15 protein-coding genes are annotated in these 15,443 nt (G+C 41.4%); 7 read left to right on the forward strand and 8 right to left on the reverse strand.

All coding sequences use genetic code 11. From position 1 onward, the window contains the following. Positions 1-152: 152 nt before the first annotated feature. Together HLI_RS13325 and HLI_RS13330 are read left to right on the forward strand one after the other, a co-directional pair. A complete protein-coding gene (locus HLI_RS13325) occupies positions 153-1,325 on the forward strand; it encodes an MFS transporter (RefSeq protein WP_128525413.1) in 1,173 nt (390 codons plus the stop codon). A gap of 159 nt (positions 1,326-1,484) precedes the next feature. Beyond that, a complete protein-coding gene (locus HLI_RS13330; RefSeq protein ID WP_164908559.1) occupies positions 1,485-2,795 on the forward strand; it encodes an alpha/beta hydrolase in 1,311 nt (436 codons plus the stop codon). A gap of 53 nt (positions 2,796-2,848) precedes the next feature. Here HLI_RS13330 and HLI_RS13335 read toward each other — a convergent pair whose 3' ends face one another. The 3 genes from HLI_RS13335 to HLI_RS13345 form a co-directional block, all read right to left on the reverse strand. Beyond that, positions 2,849-3,571 (reverse strand): Bax inhibitor-1/YccA family protein, encoded by a 723-nt coding sequence (locus tag HLI_RS13335; RefSeq protein ID WP_128525415.1) that lies wholly within the window; start codon positions 3,569-3,571, stop codon positions 2,849-2,851. A 69-nt stretch (positions 3,572-3,640) separates the two neighbouring features. Next, positions 3,641-4,261, reverse strand: a complete 621-nt coding sequence (locus HLI_RS13340) for a response regulator (protein WP_128525416.1) — start codon at positions 4,259-4,261, stop codon at positions 3,641-3,643. After that, positions 4,239-5,594: a sensor histidine kinase gene (locus HLI_RS13345; RefSeq protein ID WP_128525417.1), complete on the reverse strand. Its 1,356-nt coding sequence runs from the start codon at positions 5,592-5,594 to the stop codon at positions 4,239-4,241. The genes HLI_RS13340 and HLI_RS13345 overlap by 23 nt, the downstream gene beginning before the upstream one ends. 184 nt (positions 5,595-5,778) lie before the next feature. Here HLI_RS13345 and HLI_RS13350 point away from each other — a divergent pair, with 184 nt between their 5' ends. The 3 genes from HLI_RS13350 to HLI_RS13360 are packed head-to-tail and all read left to right on the forward strand — an operon-like array spanning position 5,779 to position 8,511. Beyond that, positions 5,779-6,384, forward strand: a complete 606-nt coding sequence (locus tag HLI_RS13350; protein ID WP_128525418.1) for an anthranilate synthase component II — start codon at positions 5,779-5,781, stop codon at positions 6,382-6,384. Next, positions 6,381-8,117, forward strand: coding sequence for an aminodeoxychorismate synthase component I (gene pabB / locus HLI_RS13355; protein WP_128525419.1), 1,737 nt, complete (start codon positions 6,381-6,383; stop codon positions 8,115-8,117). The genes HLI_RS13350 and pabB overlap by 4 nt, the downstream gene beginning before the upstream one ends. A 25-nt stretch (positions 8,118-8,142) precedes the next feature. After that, on the forward strand, positions 8,143-8,511 hold the full coding sequence (locus HLI_RS13360; protein WP_128525420.1) for a thiol-disulfide oxidoreductase DCC family protein: 369 nt from the start codon (positions 8,143-8,145) through the stop codon (positions 8,509-8,511). An 81-nt stretch (positions 8,512-8,592) separates the two neighbouring features. Here the strand turns inward: HLI_RS13360 and HLI_RS21685 are convergent, their stop codons facing one another. Together HLI_RS21685 and HLI_RS13365 are read right to left on the reverse strand one after the other, a co-directional pair. Further along, complete coding sequence (locus HLI_RS21685; protein WP_164908560.1) at positions 8,593-8,763, reverse strand: hypothetical protein; 171 nt, start codon at positions 8,761-8,763, stop codon at positions 8,593-8,595. A gap of 109 nt (positions 8,764-8,872) precedes the next feature. Then, on the reverse strand, positions 8,873-9,880 hold the full coding sequence (locus HLI_RS13365) for an NADP-dependent oxidoreductase (RefSeq protein WP_128525421.1): 1,008 nt from the start codon (positions 9,878-9,880) through the stop codon (positions 8,873-8,875). Positions 9,881-10,032: 152 nt separating this feature from the next. On the opposite strand from HLI_RS13365, the gene HLI_RS13370 reads away from it, so the two are divergent. Continuing rightward, the gene (locus HLI_RS13370) at positions 10,033-10,779 is read left to right on the forward strand and encodes a GNAT family N-acetyltransferase (protein ID WP_128525422.1); all 747 of its coding nucleotides are present in this window, start codon (positions 10,033-10,035) and stop codon (positions 10,777-10,779) included. A 160-nt stretch (positions 10,780-10,939) separates the two neighbouring features. Here HLI_RS13370 and HLI_RS13375 read toward each other — a convergent pair whose 3' ends face one another. Beyond that, positions 10,940-11,308 (reverse strand): DUF779 domain-containing protein, encoded by a 369-nt coding sequence (locus HLI_RS13375; RefSeq protein ID WP_128525423.1) that lies wholly within the window; start codon positions 11,306-11,308, stop codon positions 10,940-10,942. A 56-nt stretch (positions 11,309-11,364) separates the two neighbouring features. Then, positions 11,365-12,885: an acetaldehyde dehydrogenase ExaC gene (gene exaC / locus HLI_RS13380; RefSeq protein WP_128525424.1), complete on the reverse strand. Its 1,521-nt coding sequence runs from the start codon at positions 12,883-12,885 to the stop codon at positions 11,365-11,367. Positions 12,886-13,084: 199 nt separating this feature from the next. Between exaC and HLI_RS13385 the strand changes: the two genes are divergently transcribed. Continuing rightward, positions 13,085-13,957, forward strand: a complete 873-nt coding sequence (locus HLI_RS13385) for a 5'-3' exonuclease (protein WP_128525425.1) — start codon at positions 13,085-13,087, stop codon at positions 13,955-13,957. Positions 13,958-13,997: 40 nt separating this feature from the next. On the opposite strand, the gene HLI_RS13390 is transcribed toward HLI_RS13385, so the two are convergent. Continuing rightward, entirely contained in the window at positions 13,998-15,158 is a 1,161-nt protein-coding gene (locus HLI_RS13390) for a CapA family protein (protein ID WP_128525426.1), read from the reverse strand. Between the last annotated feature and the right edge of the window lie 285 nt (positions 15,159-15,443).

Here is a 15,443-nt window from a genome sequence, read left to right on the forward strand (position 1 = left end):
GAAGGGAATCACTTTGGAAAATACAATAAAAATAACTATATAAAAATATTAATAAAAAACGTTTACACTGGAATATGAAGTTTTATCCTTGAAAGTGTGGGGAACCTCTTGAAAATGTTCGGGAACTTTTTAAGATTCAGGAGGTTTTCCACATGTCTAAGGGAAAAAGTATACATGCATTAATTATTCTTATGTTTACCCAATTCATTTCGGGTGGTGTCACAAATACAAAGGGAATTGTCCTTGACCAGGTGGAGAACGATTTAGGCTTGGATATGGGCCAGTTCGGTCTTGTCGTTTTCATTTTCCAACTTGGATTCACGCTCGCCAGCGTGATCATTGGTTACTATACGGATAAAAAGGGCTTGCGTACGATGACGATCATCGGTTCGATCATTTTGGGGCTTGGGTTTCTAGGTACAGGTCTTGCACCGAATATCATGTTCTTCCTCGGTTTTTATATGATCGTCGGTTTCGGTCTTGGCGCTCTCGGTGTAGCCTCGAATGCCATAGTACCAGCTGCCTATCCACAAAAACAAAATCAAATGTTCAACTTTGCGATGGGGGTGTATGGTTTAGGGATGGTGCTGTTCCCTCAACTCCTGAACTTTATGTTCCAATTCGCTTCTTGGCGTTATTTTTATATAGGAATTGCTGCTACTCTTATTGCAGTCATCATTTATATTACAAGTGTCGCTTTTCCTTCTGGTAAAGCAGAGAAAATCGACCTTAAAGCTTTTATTCCAATGTTGAAAGATGCTCAATTTGTATTCTTACTGGTCTTTTTAGTATTTCAAGTTTCTGCAGAAGTCTCTTTTACGAATTTCTTTCCCACCTACTTGAAGTCCCTTGATTTGGGCGGGATTTCAAAACAAACAAAAGAAGACATGGTTGCAACGATACTTTCGGTCTTTTCCATCTTTTTCATGGTTGGACGTTTAGGTGTCGCTTACTTGACGAATTGGATCAATGAACGGATCATTTTGATCACATTCTCCGCTGGTTCGTTGATTATGGTAGGAGTCAGTTTTCTTGTAGCTGAAAGCTTTCCATATTTATTCGCAGGTGCAGGTTTATTCTTTTCAGCGCTCTTCCCGACAGCGACAGCTTTCGGTACACAGCTATCTAAAACAAGTGGCTCTGCTCTCGGATTAATTTATATTGCAGCAGGTCTAGGAGGCGGTATAGCCGGTTACATTATCGGTGTCGCTTCTGAAATCTTCGGTATGGCCGGTGGTTTCAGTATTGTTCTTATTTTCTTGCTGCTCATGTTGATTACGTCATTCTTCATGAATAGTCAAAAATCTACTCAAGCGAGCAGTTGACCTTAAACTCCGTCGATTAATTCGGCGGAGTTTTTTCATTCAAGGATTTATAAAAAAGTTCCGGTGAAATTAACCCCTCCCGAAGAAAATAAAGTCTGAGCTTTGAGGTTATATAATTCCTTTGAATCCTGTAAAATTTTAGAGGAAGGGAGTATGGGCATGAATAGAATATTAATACTGATAACAGTATCCATTTTATTTATTACAGGATGTGTCAACAAGGAGGGCACTGATGAGCAGAAAGCGGGTAATAAGGCAGCCAGTGAATTGGAAGGATATTGGGAAGGGACGATTGATGTACCGGACCAACCTTTAAATATCAACATAGAATTCAATAAAGAAGAAGAATGGAGTGGAACCATCAGCATTCCTATCCAGAATGTCGATCGTTTTTCCTTATCGGAGATAGATGTGAATGGAGGAAAAGTGAGCTTTCAAATGCCTGTACCTGGTCAGTCCATCCGTTTTGATGGAACGATGGGAGAGGATGAATTAAATGGGACATTCAATCAAGCCGGGCAGAGCTTTCCTTTTTCTTTGAAAAAAAGTGACGAAATAAAGGAAGAGACAGGGAAAGGGGATTTTCTTTCTATTGAAACATCTACAGGAACCCTGTATGGTGAATTGCTTTTGCCAGAAGGGAAGGAGTCTGCACCCGTCGCTCTAATCATCCCGGGCTCTGGCCCCACGGATCGTAATGGGAATTCACAAAGCTCGCCAGGAAAGAACGATAGCCTTAAATTGTTAGCAGAAGGTTTAGCCGCACAAGGGATTGCATCTCTTCGTTATGATAAACGTGGTGCCGGAAAGAATGCTGAGGCCGTTGTAGATGAAAAAGAGATGCGGTTTGATATTTTCATTGATGATGCTAAAAATTGGCTGGAACTGCTGGAAAGTGATAAACGATTCACTGATATTGCGGTTATCGGTCATAGTCAAGGATCGCTTGTAGGTATGATGGCAGCAGGACCAGAGACCACAGAGGCTTTCATATCAATATCTGGAGCTGGAAGACCGATCGATCAAGTTCTTGAAGAACAGTTAGAACAGAGCTTATCGGAAGATCTGCTTAGTGAAAGTCGAGCACTGCTTGAAAACTTGAGAAGTGGGAAAGAGGTTTCAGAAGTAAGTGAGCCCTTGATGGGGTTGTTTGCACCTGACGTCCAGCCATTTCTCCGTTCATGGATGGCCTATGATCCATCAGAACAACTGCAGGAATTGAATGTTCCGACATTACTTATTAATGGGGGCCATGACCTTCAAGTCCCTGTTGAAGATGCAAAGCTGATGAACGAAGCCAGCGCTAATAATTCGGAAACATTAATCATTGAGGACATGAACCATGTATTGAAGCAAGCACCTGAAAATAGAGAAGAAAACTTATCCACCTATACTGATCCTGATTTACCCTTGGCTGAAGGGTTGGTAGAGGGCATCATCGACTTTTTAGCTAAAAACGACTTTAATTAATAAAAAACAGTTTCGGATATTTATCCGAAACTGTTTTCTGTTTGCTCATTCAATTAACGGCGAATCTTTTGTAATAGACGTAGAATTTCAATGTATAGCCATACGAGGGTCACAATCAGACCGAAGGCTCCATACCATTCCATGTGTTTCGGGGCGCCGCGATTCACCCCTTGTTCAATGAAATCGAAGTCCAGGACCAGGTTCAAGGCAGCGATTGCTACGATGAAAATACTAATACCGATTCCGATCGGTCCGCTTGAGTGCAGGTAAGGGACCTGCATACCAAAAAAGTTCATGACGAAGTTGATCAGGTAGACGACGAAAATGCCCAATGTCGCGGAAACGACCATTAATCGGAAGTTTTTAGTCACTTTAATGACTCTTGTTGCATAGAGGAAGAGAAGAACGCCCATTACCGCTAAAGTCAGGCTGACTGCCTGAATAACGATTCCTGAGTAAGATCCTTCCAGAAATGCTGAAATCCCTCCAATGAAAAAGCCTTCCAATGCTGCATAAATGGGGGCTGTAACTGGCGCAGCTTTAGGGAAGAAGGCTGTGATTAGAGCGAAAATCAATCCGCCGATTGCTCCGATCAGCATCATGATTGTGACGTTGACCCCTTGTGAGTACTGATACCAAGTATAGAGTGCTGTCCCTAGAAGGAACAGGAATAATAGCGTTATTTTAGCTACTGTGCCGCCAAGAGTCATGGTTTGATCTTGACCAGAAGAGCGTTGAAATGTGTTATTTTTAAGTACCGGGTTTCCTGATCTCATTATTTCACTCCTAAAAAAAGACCTGTTTCATTTATTACCCTGTAAAGGGATGATTAACACACTTCTCCTCTAGTGAGCATACCACTTGTATAATTTCTTAGGACGGCCGATCTTTTGGTGACTGACCACTTGTTTGACCTTTCCTTCATCAAGGAGATGCATTAAATATCGATATACGGTCGGATATGCAAGACCTATTTCTTTTGATATTACATCAACAGGGTAGGCTTCGCGGTTTTCCTGTAAGAAACTTGCTATGGAATGGAGTGTACCTTTGCTGATTCCTTTTGCTGTGAATATGTCTTCATCTTCCTCTTGCGCATGCTTCATGTTGGCGATTTGCGCATGTAACTTGATACGGGAAATCAAATCAGGTGCTTTTACCGGCTTCAAAGCAAAATCGGTAGCTCCTTCTTCTAAAAATCGATCAGCTACTTCTTGTCTTTCATCAACGGTCAACACTAAGAGCGGGATAACTGAGTTGTGTTTTCGTATTTCCCGTACCGTTTGTAAGCCGTCCATCTCAGGCATATGGTAATCTACGAGAATGACGTCATAGGAACCTTTTAAAAACTTGTCTACACCTTCACGACCATTGGCAGCAGTGTCAGACTCCCACTGTGCATGCTTGCAGAACTCTGTCAGCATGTAACGCAGAGATTCATCATTATCCATGATCAGTATTTTCATCTTTTACTCTCTCCTTCGGTAAATGGATCCAGAATGTCGTTCCAATCCCTTGTTCACTTTCAATGGAAAGCTCGGCTCCATGTTCTTTGACGACATTTTTTACAAATGTCAGGCCCACCCCTGGGTGTGATTTTGTGCTGTATCCAGCGTTCCATATTTTATCGATGTTGTCTTGACTGATACCATGGCCATTATCTTTGACTCCAATCAGAATACCCTCCTGAGCGACTTTTGTAGCGATGGTCACTTTGGCTTCTTTTTTCCCTTCCACAGCATCACTCGCATTATCAATCAAGTTGACGAGCGCTCGCGTCATACGGATTTTGTTGATGAAAATCTCGATATGCTCTGATGCTTCAAGGTCGAAAGCATAAATTGTTGCTGAGTCTGATAGTTTATTGGCACGTACATATTCGATGAACGTTTTCAGTGTACACCAGTTCTTTTTTTCGTGATATAGGATTTCTGATACCATATCGCTCGTTGCTTGGATGGATGACGAAATCTTATTGGTATATTGAAGTATTTCCTGGTCGTTTGTTTTCATCTGAATCAGTGAATTTAACCCTTCCATTAAAGAAAGGGGTGTCTTCAAATCATGGACAAGATGAAGCGCCTCCCTTCCTGATCGTGATTCCACCATGTCCAAACGGGCAATATCGAGATCCTGTCTCATTCGTGTTTTTTGTTCAGAAACGGTCAAATAAATTGCCAAAACCGTAGCATTAATGATGAATACAGCAAAAAAGACAAGGCTGTAAAAACTCAAAGTACTGCCGAAACCTAGCTGGGAGGCAATTGTTTTGACTTCCATTGAAATTTCTCCCCCACCGAAACCGAAGGCAGTTAAGAACAAAACAGTGTCTAACCATTGGAATCCAAACAGTAATTGAGCAAGTATGAACGATTTAAATACAGGGCGGAGCTGTCCTTTTCCTAAGAAATGAAGCACCGCTATGGAAAGTAATAGGAATAAGGCGGGACCGCCAAAATGATAATTGATAGAATTATACCCATTGATGATCGCATAGACAAGGGGGATGACGGTTAAGGGGATAGCAACCTTTAACCATGAATATCCGAGACGGGCCCCGATTTCATCTCCAAGTAGTAGAGCCCCCAAGTAATGGGGGAGTGCCCGGACCGTATTTAACATGATAAGCCCGAAGGCAGCCATCATAAGTGTACTACCTGAAGGGGAAGCTTGTAGTTTTTCTATGATGGAGGCAAGACCTGATCGTTCCACGCTCAACCAAAGGGGCATGGTGATTCCAGTGAGGATGAGAGCTATTTTAATCCAAAAACTCTTAGCGCGTAATATCGTTCTGACCATTGTATCCACCCCCAACGACGTACTTCTTTCTATTTATTCTAATATAAGCGGGCGTTTTTTTCGATGCTTTTTTACATTGAAGCGTTACCATAATAATTTTTCAGTTATCCACCCTATGGCATTCCGGGAAAGGAATAGTATAATGAACATATATTTATTTTAGGATGAAAGGTGTCCACTTTTTATGATCGTAATCATCGATAACTATGATTCATTCACCTACAATTTATTTCAATATTTCAAGCAGATGGATACAGAGGTCATGGTAAAAAGAAATGACGAAGTGACTTCAGCCCAGATCCAAAGTATGAATCCGGATCTGATTGTTTTGTCTCCGGGTCCAGGTGACCCTTCAGAATCCGGGGTTTCAGAGGAAATTCTCCAAAAATTCGGGAAGTGTACACCGGTATTGGGAATATGCTTAGGCCATCAATTGATTGTTAAACATTTTGGCGGGGAGATAGAAAAAGGGGTAAGACCGATGCATGGGAAAGTGACAAGCATGACCCATGATGATCAAGCGATTTTCTGCCATTTGCCCCGACAAGTGAATGTAACTCGCTATCACTCCCTCCAAGTGAACCCGGCTTCAATGCCAGAAGAACTTGAAGTAACCGCTGTATCGGAGGACGGGGTGATCATGGGAGTCCGGCATCGTCATTATCCTATTGAAGGCATTCAGTTTCACCCCGAATCGATTCTTACAGATTATGGGTTTGAAATGCTTTGTAATATGCTGAAACAAGCTATCCGTTTCCGTGAAAGCCAGAAAGAAGGGGTGACTGTATGAAGGAGTCACCGTACCTTATCTATGATTTTGCGGACGATTCAGGAAAACCGAATACAAAAGTGTTTAAAGCTCCTGTTCAGATTCTTTCAACAGATAAAGTGAATGAGGTTCAAGGAGTCTTTGAAGAAGTAGAAAAAGCCCTCGATCAAGGGTATTATGTCGCCGGTTACGTTTCCTATGAAGCAGCACCTGCCTTTGACCGATCATTAGTTGCCCACACTAATTCAAAATGGCCGCTAGTGTGGTTTGGTGTTTTCAATGGTTACGAATCTGCCCCTGCTGTTTCTGGGAACCATCCCTTTGAAGTGTCCTCCTGGAAAATGAGAGGTGACTTTAATGCTTATAAACACGGGATGAAACGGATTAAGCGTGGGATTGAGCTTGGCGATACTTATCAGGTGAATTATACCACGAGAATGGAAGCTGACTTTGCCGGTGATGATTACTCATTCTATAGAAAGCTTGTCAGAAATCAACAATCTTCCTATAGCGCTTATTTGAATATGGGTGAACGGCGAATATTATCGGCTTCTCCTGAATTGTTTTTCCGAATCAATAAAAACAAGATTACGACTAAGCCTATGAAAGGGACAGCTGAACGCGGGCGTTTCTTTCAGGAGGATGTAAACCAGAAGAAACACCTTACTTCTTCAAATAAGGAAAAATCGGAAAATTTAATGATTGTAGATTTATTGCGAAATGATTTGGGTAGAATCGCTGTACCCGGCTCGGTACGTGTTCCGTGCTTGTTTGAAGTGGAGACTTATCCTACCGTCCATCAAATGACTTCTACGGTAGAGGCTGTCCTCCCCGAAAGTTTTGTGATGTTTGAATTGTTCGGAGCATTATTTCCTTGTGGTTCTATTACTGGAGCGCCTAAGGTAAGGACGATGAAGTATATCACAGATCTTGAAGATTCCCCGCGGGAAGTATACTGTGGAGCGATCGGCTATATGACACCAAATCATGAAGCCATCTTTAATGTCCCGATACGCACTGTCATGATAGATGAAACTAAAGGCAAAGCGACTTATGGTACAGGTGGAGGAGTCACATGGGATTCGACATCAGAAGGTGAGTTTGAAGAGTTAAAGACAAAGACGAGACTTTTGACGGAAGACAGGCCTCGTTTTGAACTGTTAGAAACAATGAAGGTTCAAAATGGAGTGATTCCACTTTTGCCCTATCATATAAATCGTTTGATGCAATCTGCTGACTATTTTGAGTTTCCAGTGGAAAGAGACAAGCTTCTGGAAGAGTGTGAAAAAGTGGTTGAAGAAAATCCGGCAGGGCTCCATAAGGTACGTATGTTAGTGGGGGAATCAGGAGATTGTAAAATCGAAACAAAGCCGATTGAATCGCAATCTCCCATTGTTAAGTGTTCCCTCGCAACAACACCGGTGGATGAGCGGAACCCCTTTTTATTCCATAAAACGACACACAGACAAGTCTATAATCAACATAAGCGACGTGGAACAGATGCGACATTGTTGTGGAATTCAAAAGGTCAACTTACTGAATTCACGATAGCCAACCTGGTTGTTAAAGTGAATGATGAGTATTATACGCCCCCTGTCGAATGTGGGTTATTGGCAGGAACCTTCAGGGAAAAGCTGTTAGAAGGCGGAGTGATTGAAGAAAAAGTCATCCATAAAGAAGAACTGAGTCAATGTAAGGAAATTTGGATGATTAATGGAGTCAGGGGTTGGGTGGAAGTCAACTTAACTGAATAATAAAGTTTGAAGAAGGAGTGCTATTATGAAACATATTGTTTTTTACGATGCTCAGTGCCCATTTTGCTTTTATGTGAAAAAAACATTTCGTCAATTTGATTGGTTGAATCAAATAAAATGGGTTTCTGTCCAGGAAGTAGAGAAAAGCGGAAAGTACCCCTATTTAGAAGGTCGAAATACATTGGATGAGATTCATATGCTTACAAAAGAAGGAGAAATCAAGCAAGGATTCCGTACGATTCAAAAGCTGTTGCTCGTCTTGCCTCTTTTTTCTATGTTCGGGGTATTGCTATCGTTACCGGGATTTCATTTAATCGGTTCGCCGCTTTACAGGTGGTTCTCTGACCATCGTCACCAATGGTTCGGTCGTTACGATCTGCCTAGATACGCCTGATAAAGGTCTCCTCGATGAGAAGACTTTATTTTCACTATACTTTAAACGGGGGATGAAGTGGTAAACTATCTTCGTGATTATCTAAAGGTTATTCAGATCTCTCTCACGGATATGCTGATCACTTTTGATGATTTCCAAATCAATCTTCCGCTGCTCTAACTCGATCTCTTTTTCTCTTAATTCAAAGTTCTTTTTCTTTTCGTAACCGTAGTAGATAAGGGAAAAAACGACGATCAAAGTAACATAAAACATAGGTAAACCCTCCATACTGTTGCCGTGATTTACTAGAATTATATCATTAATTACTGGGTTTAGTTACAAAAATTGGCTGTAGAATGAATTTCATTCTACAGCCAATTACTCAGTTGGAGGACGGTTCAGAAACTTTGACTAATTGTTTTCCGATGTTCTTACCTTCAAATAATCCAAAGAATGCATCAGGAATGGTTTCGAATCCTTCCTGAACGGTCTCCTCGTAGGTGAGTTTTCCTTCTTTCAGCCATTTTGATAAGTAGTTAAATCCTTCGTTGAAACGAGTTTGGTAATCTCCGACAGTGAATCCTTTAATAAGAGCACTAGATTTAATCAAGTGCATCTGCATGCGTGGGCCCTGGTCGTTCGGAACGTTGTAAGAAGCAATGGCGCCGCATTGGGCAATTCTCGCGTATTTATTCAATAAAGGGTATACACGGTCTGAAATGTCTCCGCCCACATTATCAAAGTATACATCGACTCCATCAGGGCAGGCATTTGCTAAGGCATCAGCCATGTTTTCTTTCTTGTAATTGATTACTTCATCTACACCGAGCTCATTCATCAAATAAGATGTTTTTTCATCGGATCCAGCAATTCCGACTACGTGACATCCAACAATTTTTCCGATTTGGACGACGGTGGAACCGACTGCTCCTGCTGCACCAGAAACGACTAGTGTTTCGCCTTTTTGAGGCTGACCGATGTCCATCAATCCAAAGTAGGCAGTCAATCCAGGCATACCGAGGATTCCTAAAGAAGTTGTAACAGGGCCGAGGCTTGGGTCAACTTTTCTGACACTGTCTGCCTTTACGAGTGCATATTCTCTCCATGGTAGCATAGCTGTGACAATATCGCCTTGATTGAGTGAATCATCCTTTGATTGGACAACTTCAGCGACGACGCCACCTTCCATCGGTTCATTCAATTGGAAAGGAGCGATATATGATTCAGCATCGCTCATCCGTCCTCGCATATAAGGGTCCACAGAAACATAAAGCAGCTTCACGAGTGCTTCTCCCTGTCGAGGTTCGGGTTGTTCTGTTTCTACAACCTTTAAATGTTCATGAGATGGAGCAGCTTCTGGTCTTTTGATCAATTGTATTTCACGGTTCATACTTTCAACACTCCCTTTCTCTTAATATCGTAACTCGAGAAATGCTCGGATGGAAACTAAAAGAGTCTGCGTTTCCATATTTCGTAAAATGAGATACTATGGAATGAGTAGCTTTATTGCGTGAGAAAAATGAAAAGGTAGGAGGGAAGGTAGTGAAATCGAAAGAAGAATTATTTGAGGCTGTGAAATTCGTGGAAGGTGAGAACTCTGTCACAATCGAGGAAACTCATAATTTAGCTTCAACAGAGTTGGTAAAATTAACAGATAGTGTTATTGAGCATCCCAACTATAAAAATTTGAAGTCCTTGACGATTTTACTGAGTGACTCTTTCCCTGACGAAGTAGAAAGGCATTTATATAACCGTAACTTCAAGTGCCATGATGATCTGCTTTTCGTGAAGAATGACTTTAAAAATCTTGAACAAACATCTCCAGTGTTTACCCTTAAATCGTTAAGGGAGGTTACGTTTGATCATTTCAAGTCAATTTGGGAACGTGCAATGAAAGGATCAATGAATGCACCCTCTTTATTAGATATGGGCGAGCAGATGAGGGGAGTAGAGAAAGAACTTGGGCCAGGTTACATCGATACATGTAACCTGGCATTTGAAGGGGAGCGGGCGATTGGAGTTATTATGCCTCATATAGAACCTGGCACTGAGGCAGAAGGAAGGATTTTTTACTTTGGCCTTGTGCCTGAAGCCCGTGGTAAAAGAAAGGCTGTCCAGTTATATAAACAGGGATTGGACTTATTGAATAAACAGTTTGGGGCTACATATAGTATCGGTGCCACCAGTAAGAATAACAAGCCGATGTTAAGAGTGTTTGAGGAGACAGGATTTGAGATTACTGAAAGGGTGAAAGTGTATAAACGATCCCATAGGAGTTTGAAATCATAAAATTGAATACGGTCGTAAAGGGACGCCAGTTGTGTGGTGTTTCGGCCTTCTTGGAATAGAAAAAGTAAGTGAAGAATGAGACATAACTCTCCATTAATCATTTTAAATCATAAAATTATTTGATAACGAAAAAAAGGACCCTCACAGGTCCTTTTTTTATCTAGATCTTTTCTGATGCTTTAAGTTCCTGATACTCTTCATCTGAAAACGCACGCGATCGAGTCAGGAACCTTTTTCCTTCAACGCCTTCTAGAGAAAACATTCCTCCACGGCCGTCCACCACGTCAATAATCAGTTGAGTATGCTTCCAGTAGTCATACTGTCTTTTGTTGATATAAAAAGGGGTGTCCCCGATTTCACCAAGTAAAACGTCCTGACTACCTATCATGAGGTCGCCCTCTTCGTAACACATCGGTGAACTTCCGTCACAACATCCCCCCGATTGGTGAAACATAAGTGAACCATGTTTTTCTTTTAATTTTTCGATCAAAGCTATCGCGTCCTCTGTCGCTCTTACACGTTCAACCATTTCTTTCAGCTCCTTTCTTGAAACTGACAAGTGAAAGAGGCTGGCAGCAGCGTCAATTAAAAGAATCCTAGTTTCTGAGGGCTATAGCTGACTAACATGTTTTTGGTTTGCTGATAATGACTAAGCATCATCTTGTGGTTCTCTCGACCGACACCGGACATTTTGTATCCTCCAAAGGCAGCATGAGCCGGGTAGGCATGGTAACAGTTTGTCCATACACGACCAGCCTCGATGCCTCTTCCAAAGCGATAGGCTGTGTTCATATCACGTGTCCATACGCCAGCGCCTAAGCCATATAACGTGTCATTAGCAATTTTCATAGCTTCTTCAGAGTCTTTGAATGTTGTAACAGAAAGAACAGGTCCGAAGATTTCTTCCTGGAAGATTCTCATGTCATTGTTCCCTTTGAAAACAGTGGGTTGTACATAATAACCATCTTTGAGGTCGCCATCCATTTGATTGCGCTCTCCTCCGACCAGGCACTCAGCTCCTTCATCTTTTCCAATTTCTAAATAGGATAAGATTTTTTCCAATTGCTCTGAGGAAGCTTGGGCTCCCATCATTACTTCAGGGTCTAGTGGGTTGCCTGTTTTAATTTCCTTGATACGCTTAATAGCACGGTCCATAAATTCATCGCATATGGATTCATGGATAAGCGCACGGGAAGGACAAGTACAAACTTCCCCTTGGTTTAATGCGAACATGACCATGCCTTCTATTGTTTTATCAAGGAAATCATCATCTTCACTCATGACATCTTCAAAGAAAATATTTGGTGATTTACCACCAAGCTCTAATGTCACAGGAATGATGTTTTGAGAGGCATATTGCATGATCATACGCCCAGTCGTGGTTTCACCTGTGAAAGCGACTTTATTGATTCTAGGACTTTGAGCTAGAGGTTTTCCTGCTTCCAAACCAAATCCATTAACGATATTCAATACACCTGGTGGTAACAGATCTTCAATCATTTCAATCAGATATAGGATGGATGCAGGAGTTTGTTCTGCAGGTTTCAAAACGATAGCATTTCCCGCAGCTAGGGCAGGCGCCATTTTCCAAGTCGCCATCAATATCGGGAAATTCCAAGGAATGATTTGTCCAACGACACCTAATGGTTCATGGAAATGGTAGGCGACGGTATCATTATCAATCTCACCGATGCTGCCTTCCTGAGAACGAATGACAGAAGCGAAATAGCGGAAATGATCGATAGCTAATGGGATGTCTGCGTTCAACGTTTCCCTTACAGCTTTGCCATTTTCCCATGTTTCGGCTATTGCTAGTTTTTCCAAGTTTTCTTCCATTCGATCGGCGATGCGGTTCAGGATCAGGGAGCGTTCAGTTACTGATGTTTCCCCCCATGCATCTTTTGCCTGGTGGGCAGCGTCAAGAGCAAGTTCTACATCCTCTTCAGTTGAACGTGCCACCTTGCAAAAATTTTGTCCAGTGACAGGTGTCACATTGTCAAAGTATTGGCCTTTGACAGGTGCTGTCCATTCTCCGCCTATAAAGTTGTCGTATCGTTCCTTGAAATTCACTTCAGAACCTGCTGTGTTCGGGTTAGCATATACCATTAATTCATCCTCCTAATTAATGTTCATTTAAATGCGTAAACGCTTACAAAAACACCTATGTAAGTTCATACGCTTTATTTGAAGTTACCATTTTAACAGAAAATTGTCAATTTACAGAAAAGTGTGGCGGGATTTTTGGTACGATCAATCACCGATCATTGTTATAATAGAGGTATTCATAAGTAAAGGAGCATGAAAAATGACAACAAACAGAGTACTGCTTGTAGATGGCATGGCGCTTTTATTTCGCGCATTCTATGCTACAGCAATGAGCAATTATTATATGATTAATAGTAAAGGGATACCGACAAATGCAGTATATGGGATGGTGAAGCATTTGTTCACAGCCATTGAAACTTATCAGCCAACCCACGTGATTTGCTGCTGGGATATGGGAAGCAAAACATTCCGTAATGATTTGTTTCCTGACTATAAGGCCAATCGAGGCGGTCCGCCGGAAGAATTGATTCCACAATTCGACTTAGCAAAGGAAGTTATTGAATCTTTAGACATACCGAATGTGGGTCAAGTAGGGTATGAAGCTGATGATTGTATGGGGACCTTAAGTCGTATTTATAGTGAACATTCACAGGTCTATCTTTTGACTGGAGATCAGGATCTACTGCAACTCCTTCAACCAAACGTAAATGTCGTATTATTGAAAAAAGGGTATGGGAATTATTCAGAATATCATGAAGGTTCATTTCTGGAAGAGAAAGGGATTACACCTAAACAGATGGTTGATTTAAAGGCATTGATGGGCGATTCCAGTGATAATTACCCTGGAGTCAAGGGAATCGGAGAAAAGACCGCATTGAAACTGTTGATGAAATACGAAACGATTGAAGGGATTCTGGAAAACCTTGAAGAACTGACAAAAGGACAGCGTACGAAAATCGAACAAGATTTAGATATGCTGCATATGTCCCGAAAACTTGCAGCGATTCATTGTGAAGCAGGTGTGGATTGCTCATTAGAAGAAGCACTGTTTTATATCAATGATGAAAAAATGGGAGCTAAGTTTGATGAACTGGAGTTCAAAAACTGGGAAAAGAATATCGTAAGGATGTAAAAAGTCGGAAGCACACGTGCTTCCGACTTTTTTCCAAAACCTATTTGAATTCCAGCTCTGGCAGCCATTTTGCCATATGCTGTTTGATTTCTTTATGGAGGGTCTCTAACTCCGGTATGACATCATTCTCCGCCTTGCTCATCGGTATGACCTTGAAATTCGTCCCCGCTTCATTATTATCCAAAGGATCATAATCTACGACAGTAGGAATGAACACGGGTTTTTCTATATTTACTTCGTCTTTATCATCTTCGAGCACTACTTCAAACTGAAAAATCCCCCCGATTCTCCGGTAGGTATCTTCCTGGGCGGAAATAAAATTACCTAATGAATAGATGACAAGCCCTTCATGACCGTTCTCTCCCTTCAGTTTCTCGATTGGCTGCAGTACGTGAGGATGGTGACCAAGAATAACGTCTGCCCCAACATTGACCATCATTTGGGCCAGCATTTTTTGAGATTGGTTCGGCATTCTTTCATACTCTTTTCCAAAGTGTATGCTTACGACAACAGCATCTGCTTTCCCCTTAGCTTTCTTAATATTTTTCCGAATCATATCAAGGTCGATTATATTCACCAGATAATCTTTCCCCTCGGGTACAGGAATACCATTGGTCCCATATGTATAGCTTAAGAAGGCTACACTGATTCCTGCTTCTGTTTCAATAACCCTGATCGTCTCTTGGTCCTTCTTATTTTCGTATGCACCCATATAGATCATAGAAATTTCTTTCCAGTAGGAGATGGCATTGCGGATTGCTGTTTCCCCACGGTCAAGAGTGTGGTTGTTCGCCAGTGACACGATATCGATACCTATATCTTTTAAAGCATCCCCCATTTCATATGGACTATTGAAAAATGGATAACCGGATAACTTGATTTCTTCCCCGCCGATCATTGTTTCCTGATTGGCGACAGCAATGGTGGTTTCTTCGGTATATTCCTTCACATTCTCAAACATTGAAGTGAAGGAATAGCCCGATTCTGTTTTGGCCTCCTCATAGACAGGCTTGTGAATCAATAAGTCACCGATTGCGGAAATTGTGATGCTTTTTTTGTAAGACGGCTCCGCTTTTTTAATTGTATGCCGTTCAGAATTCCCATGAGTGCGGCCAGTCCGGTCGGTTTCCTGCTGTGAGGTACAACCAGTAATAACTAACAAAGCAACAGTGAGCAATAGGGCTATTTTGATGTTTGGCATAAACCAACTCTATCCCTTCCTATAAAAACTTTGTTGGTAATGATTTTTTTGTAAGCACCCTTTTCTTGAAACCTCAGTACCTAACAAGTGTTTTTTATTGCCATCATCCCCAAAAATGAAAGATTCTACTATAAGTAACGCATTACCTCAATAATACAAAGTTATATATCTTTTTGTTTATTTTGCAGCAAATCATCTTTTTTAATCAGAACCTAGTTAGATTGATCCATTACGATAAAGTAGCGCAAGAAAGTTTTTGTAAGATCGTTGAGACAAAAAAGGAAG

It is taken from the genome of Halobacillus litoralis (assembly GCF_004101865.1).
GTDB lineage: Bacteria > Bacillota > Bacilli > Bacillales > Halobacillaceae > Halobacillus > Halobacillus litoralis_A.

Excerpts from the sequence above, each read along its gene's own strand:
- HLI_RS13325 (WP_128525413.1), top strand. The coding sequence starts at position 153 with ATGTCTAAGGGAAAAAGTATACATGCATTAATTATTCTTATGTTTACC.
- HLI_RS13330 (WP_164908559.1), top strand. The coding sequence starts at position 1,485 with ATGAATAGAATATTAATACTGATAACAGTATCCATTTTATTTATTACA.
- HLI_RS13335 (WP_128525415.1), bottom strand. The coding sequence starts at position 3,571 with ATGAGATCAGGAAACCCGGTACTTAAAAATAACACATTTCAACGCTCT.
- HLI_RS13340 (WP_128525416.1), bottom strand. The coding sequence starts at position 4,261 with ATGAAAATACTGATCATGGATAATGATGAATCTCTGCGTTACATGCTG.
- HLI_RS13345 (WP_128525417.1), bottom strand. The coding sequence starts at position 5,594 with ATGGTCAGAACGATATTACGCGCTAAGAGTTTTTGGATTAAAATAGCT.
- HLI_RS13350 (WP_128525418.1), top strand. The coding sequence starts at position 5,779 with ATGATCGTAATCATCGATAACTATGATTCATTCACCTACAATTTATTT.
- pabB (WP_128525419.1), top strand. The coding sequence starts at position 6,381 with ATGAAGGAGTCACCGTACCTTATCTATGATTTTGCGGACGATTCAGGA.
- HLI_RS13360 (WP_128525420.1), top strand. The coding sequence starts at position 8,143 with ATGAAACATATTGTTTTTTACGATGCTCAGTGCCCATTTTGCTTTTAT.
- HLI_RS21685 (WP_164908560.1), bottom strand. The coding sequence starts at position 8,763 with ATGTTTTATGTTACTTTGATCGTCGTTTTTTCCCTTATCTACTACGGT.
- HLI_RS13365 (WP_128525421.1), bottom strand. The coding sequence starts at position 9,880 with ATGAACCGTGAAATACAATTGATCAAAAGACCAGAAGCTGCTCCATCT.
- HLI_RS13375 (WP_128525423.1), bottom strand. The coding sequence starts at position 11,308 with ATGGTTGAACGTGTAAGAGCGACAGAGGACGCGATAGCTTTGATCGAA.
- exaC (WP_128525424.1), bottom strand. The coding sequence starts at position 12,885 with ATGGTATATGCTAACCCGAACACAGCAGGTTCTGAAGTGAATTTCAAG.
- HLI_RS13385 (WP_128525425.1), top strand. The coding sequence starts at position 13,085 with ATGACAACAAACAGAGTACTGCTTGTAGATGGCATGGCGCTTTTATTT.
- HLI_RS13390 (WP_128525426.1), bottom strand. The coding sequence starts at position 15,158 with ATGCCAAACATCAAAATAGCCCTATTGCTCACTGTTGCTTTGTTAGTT.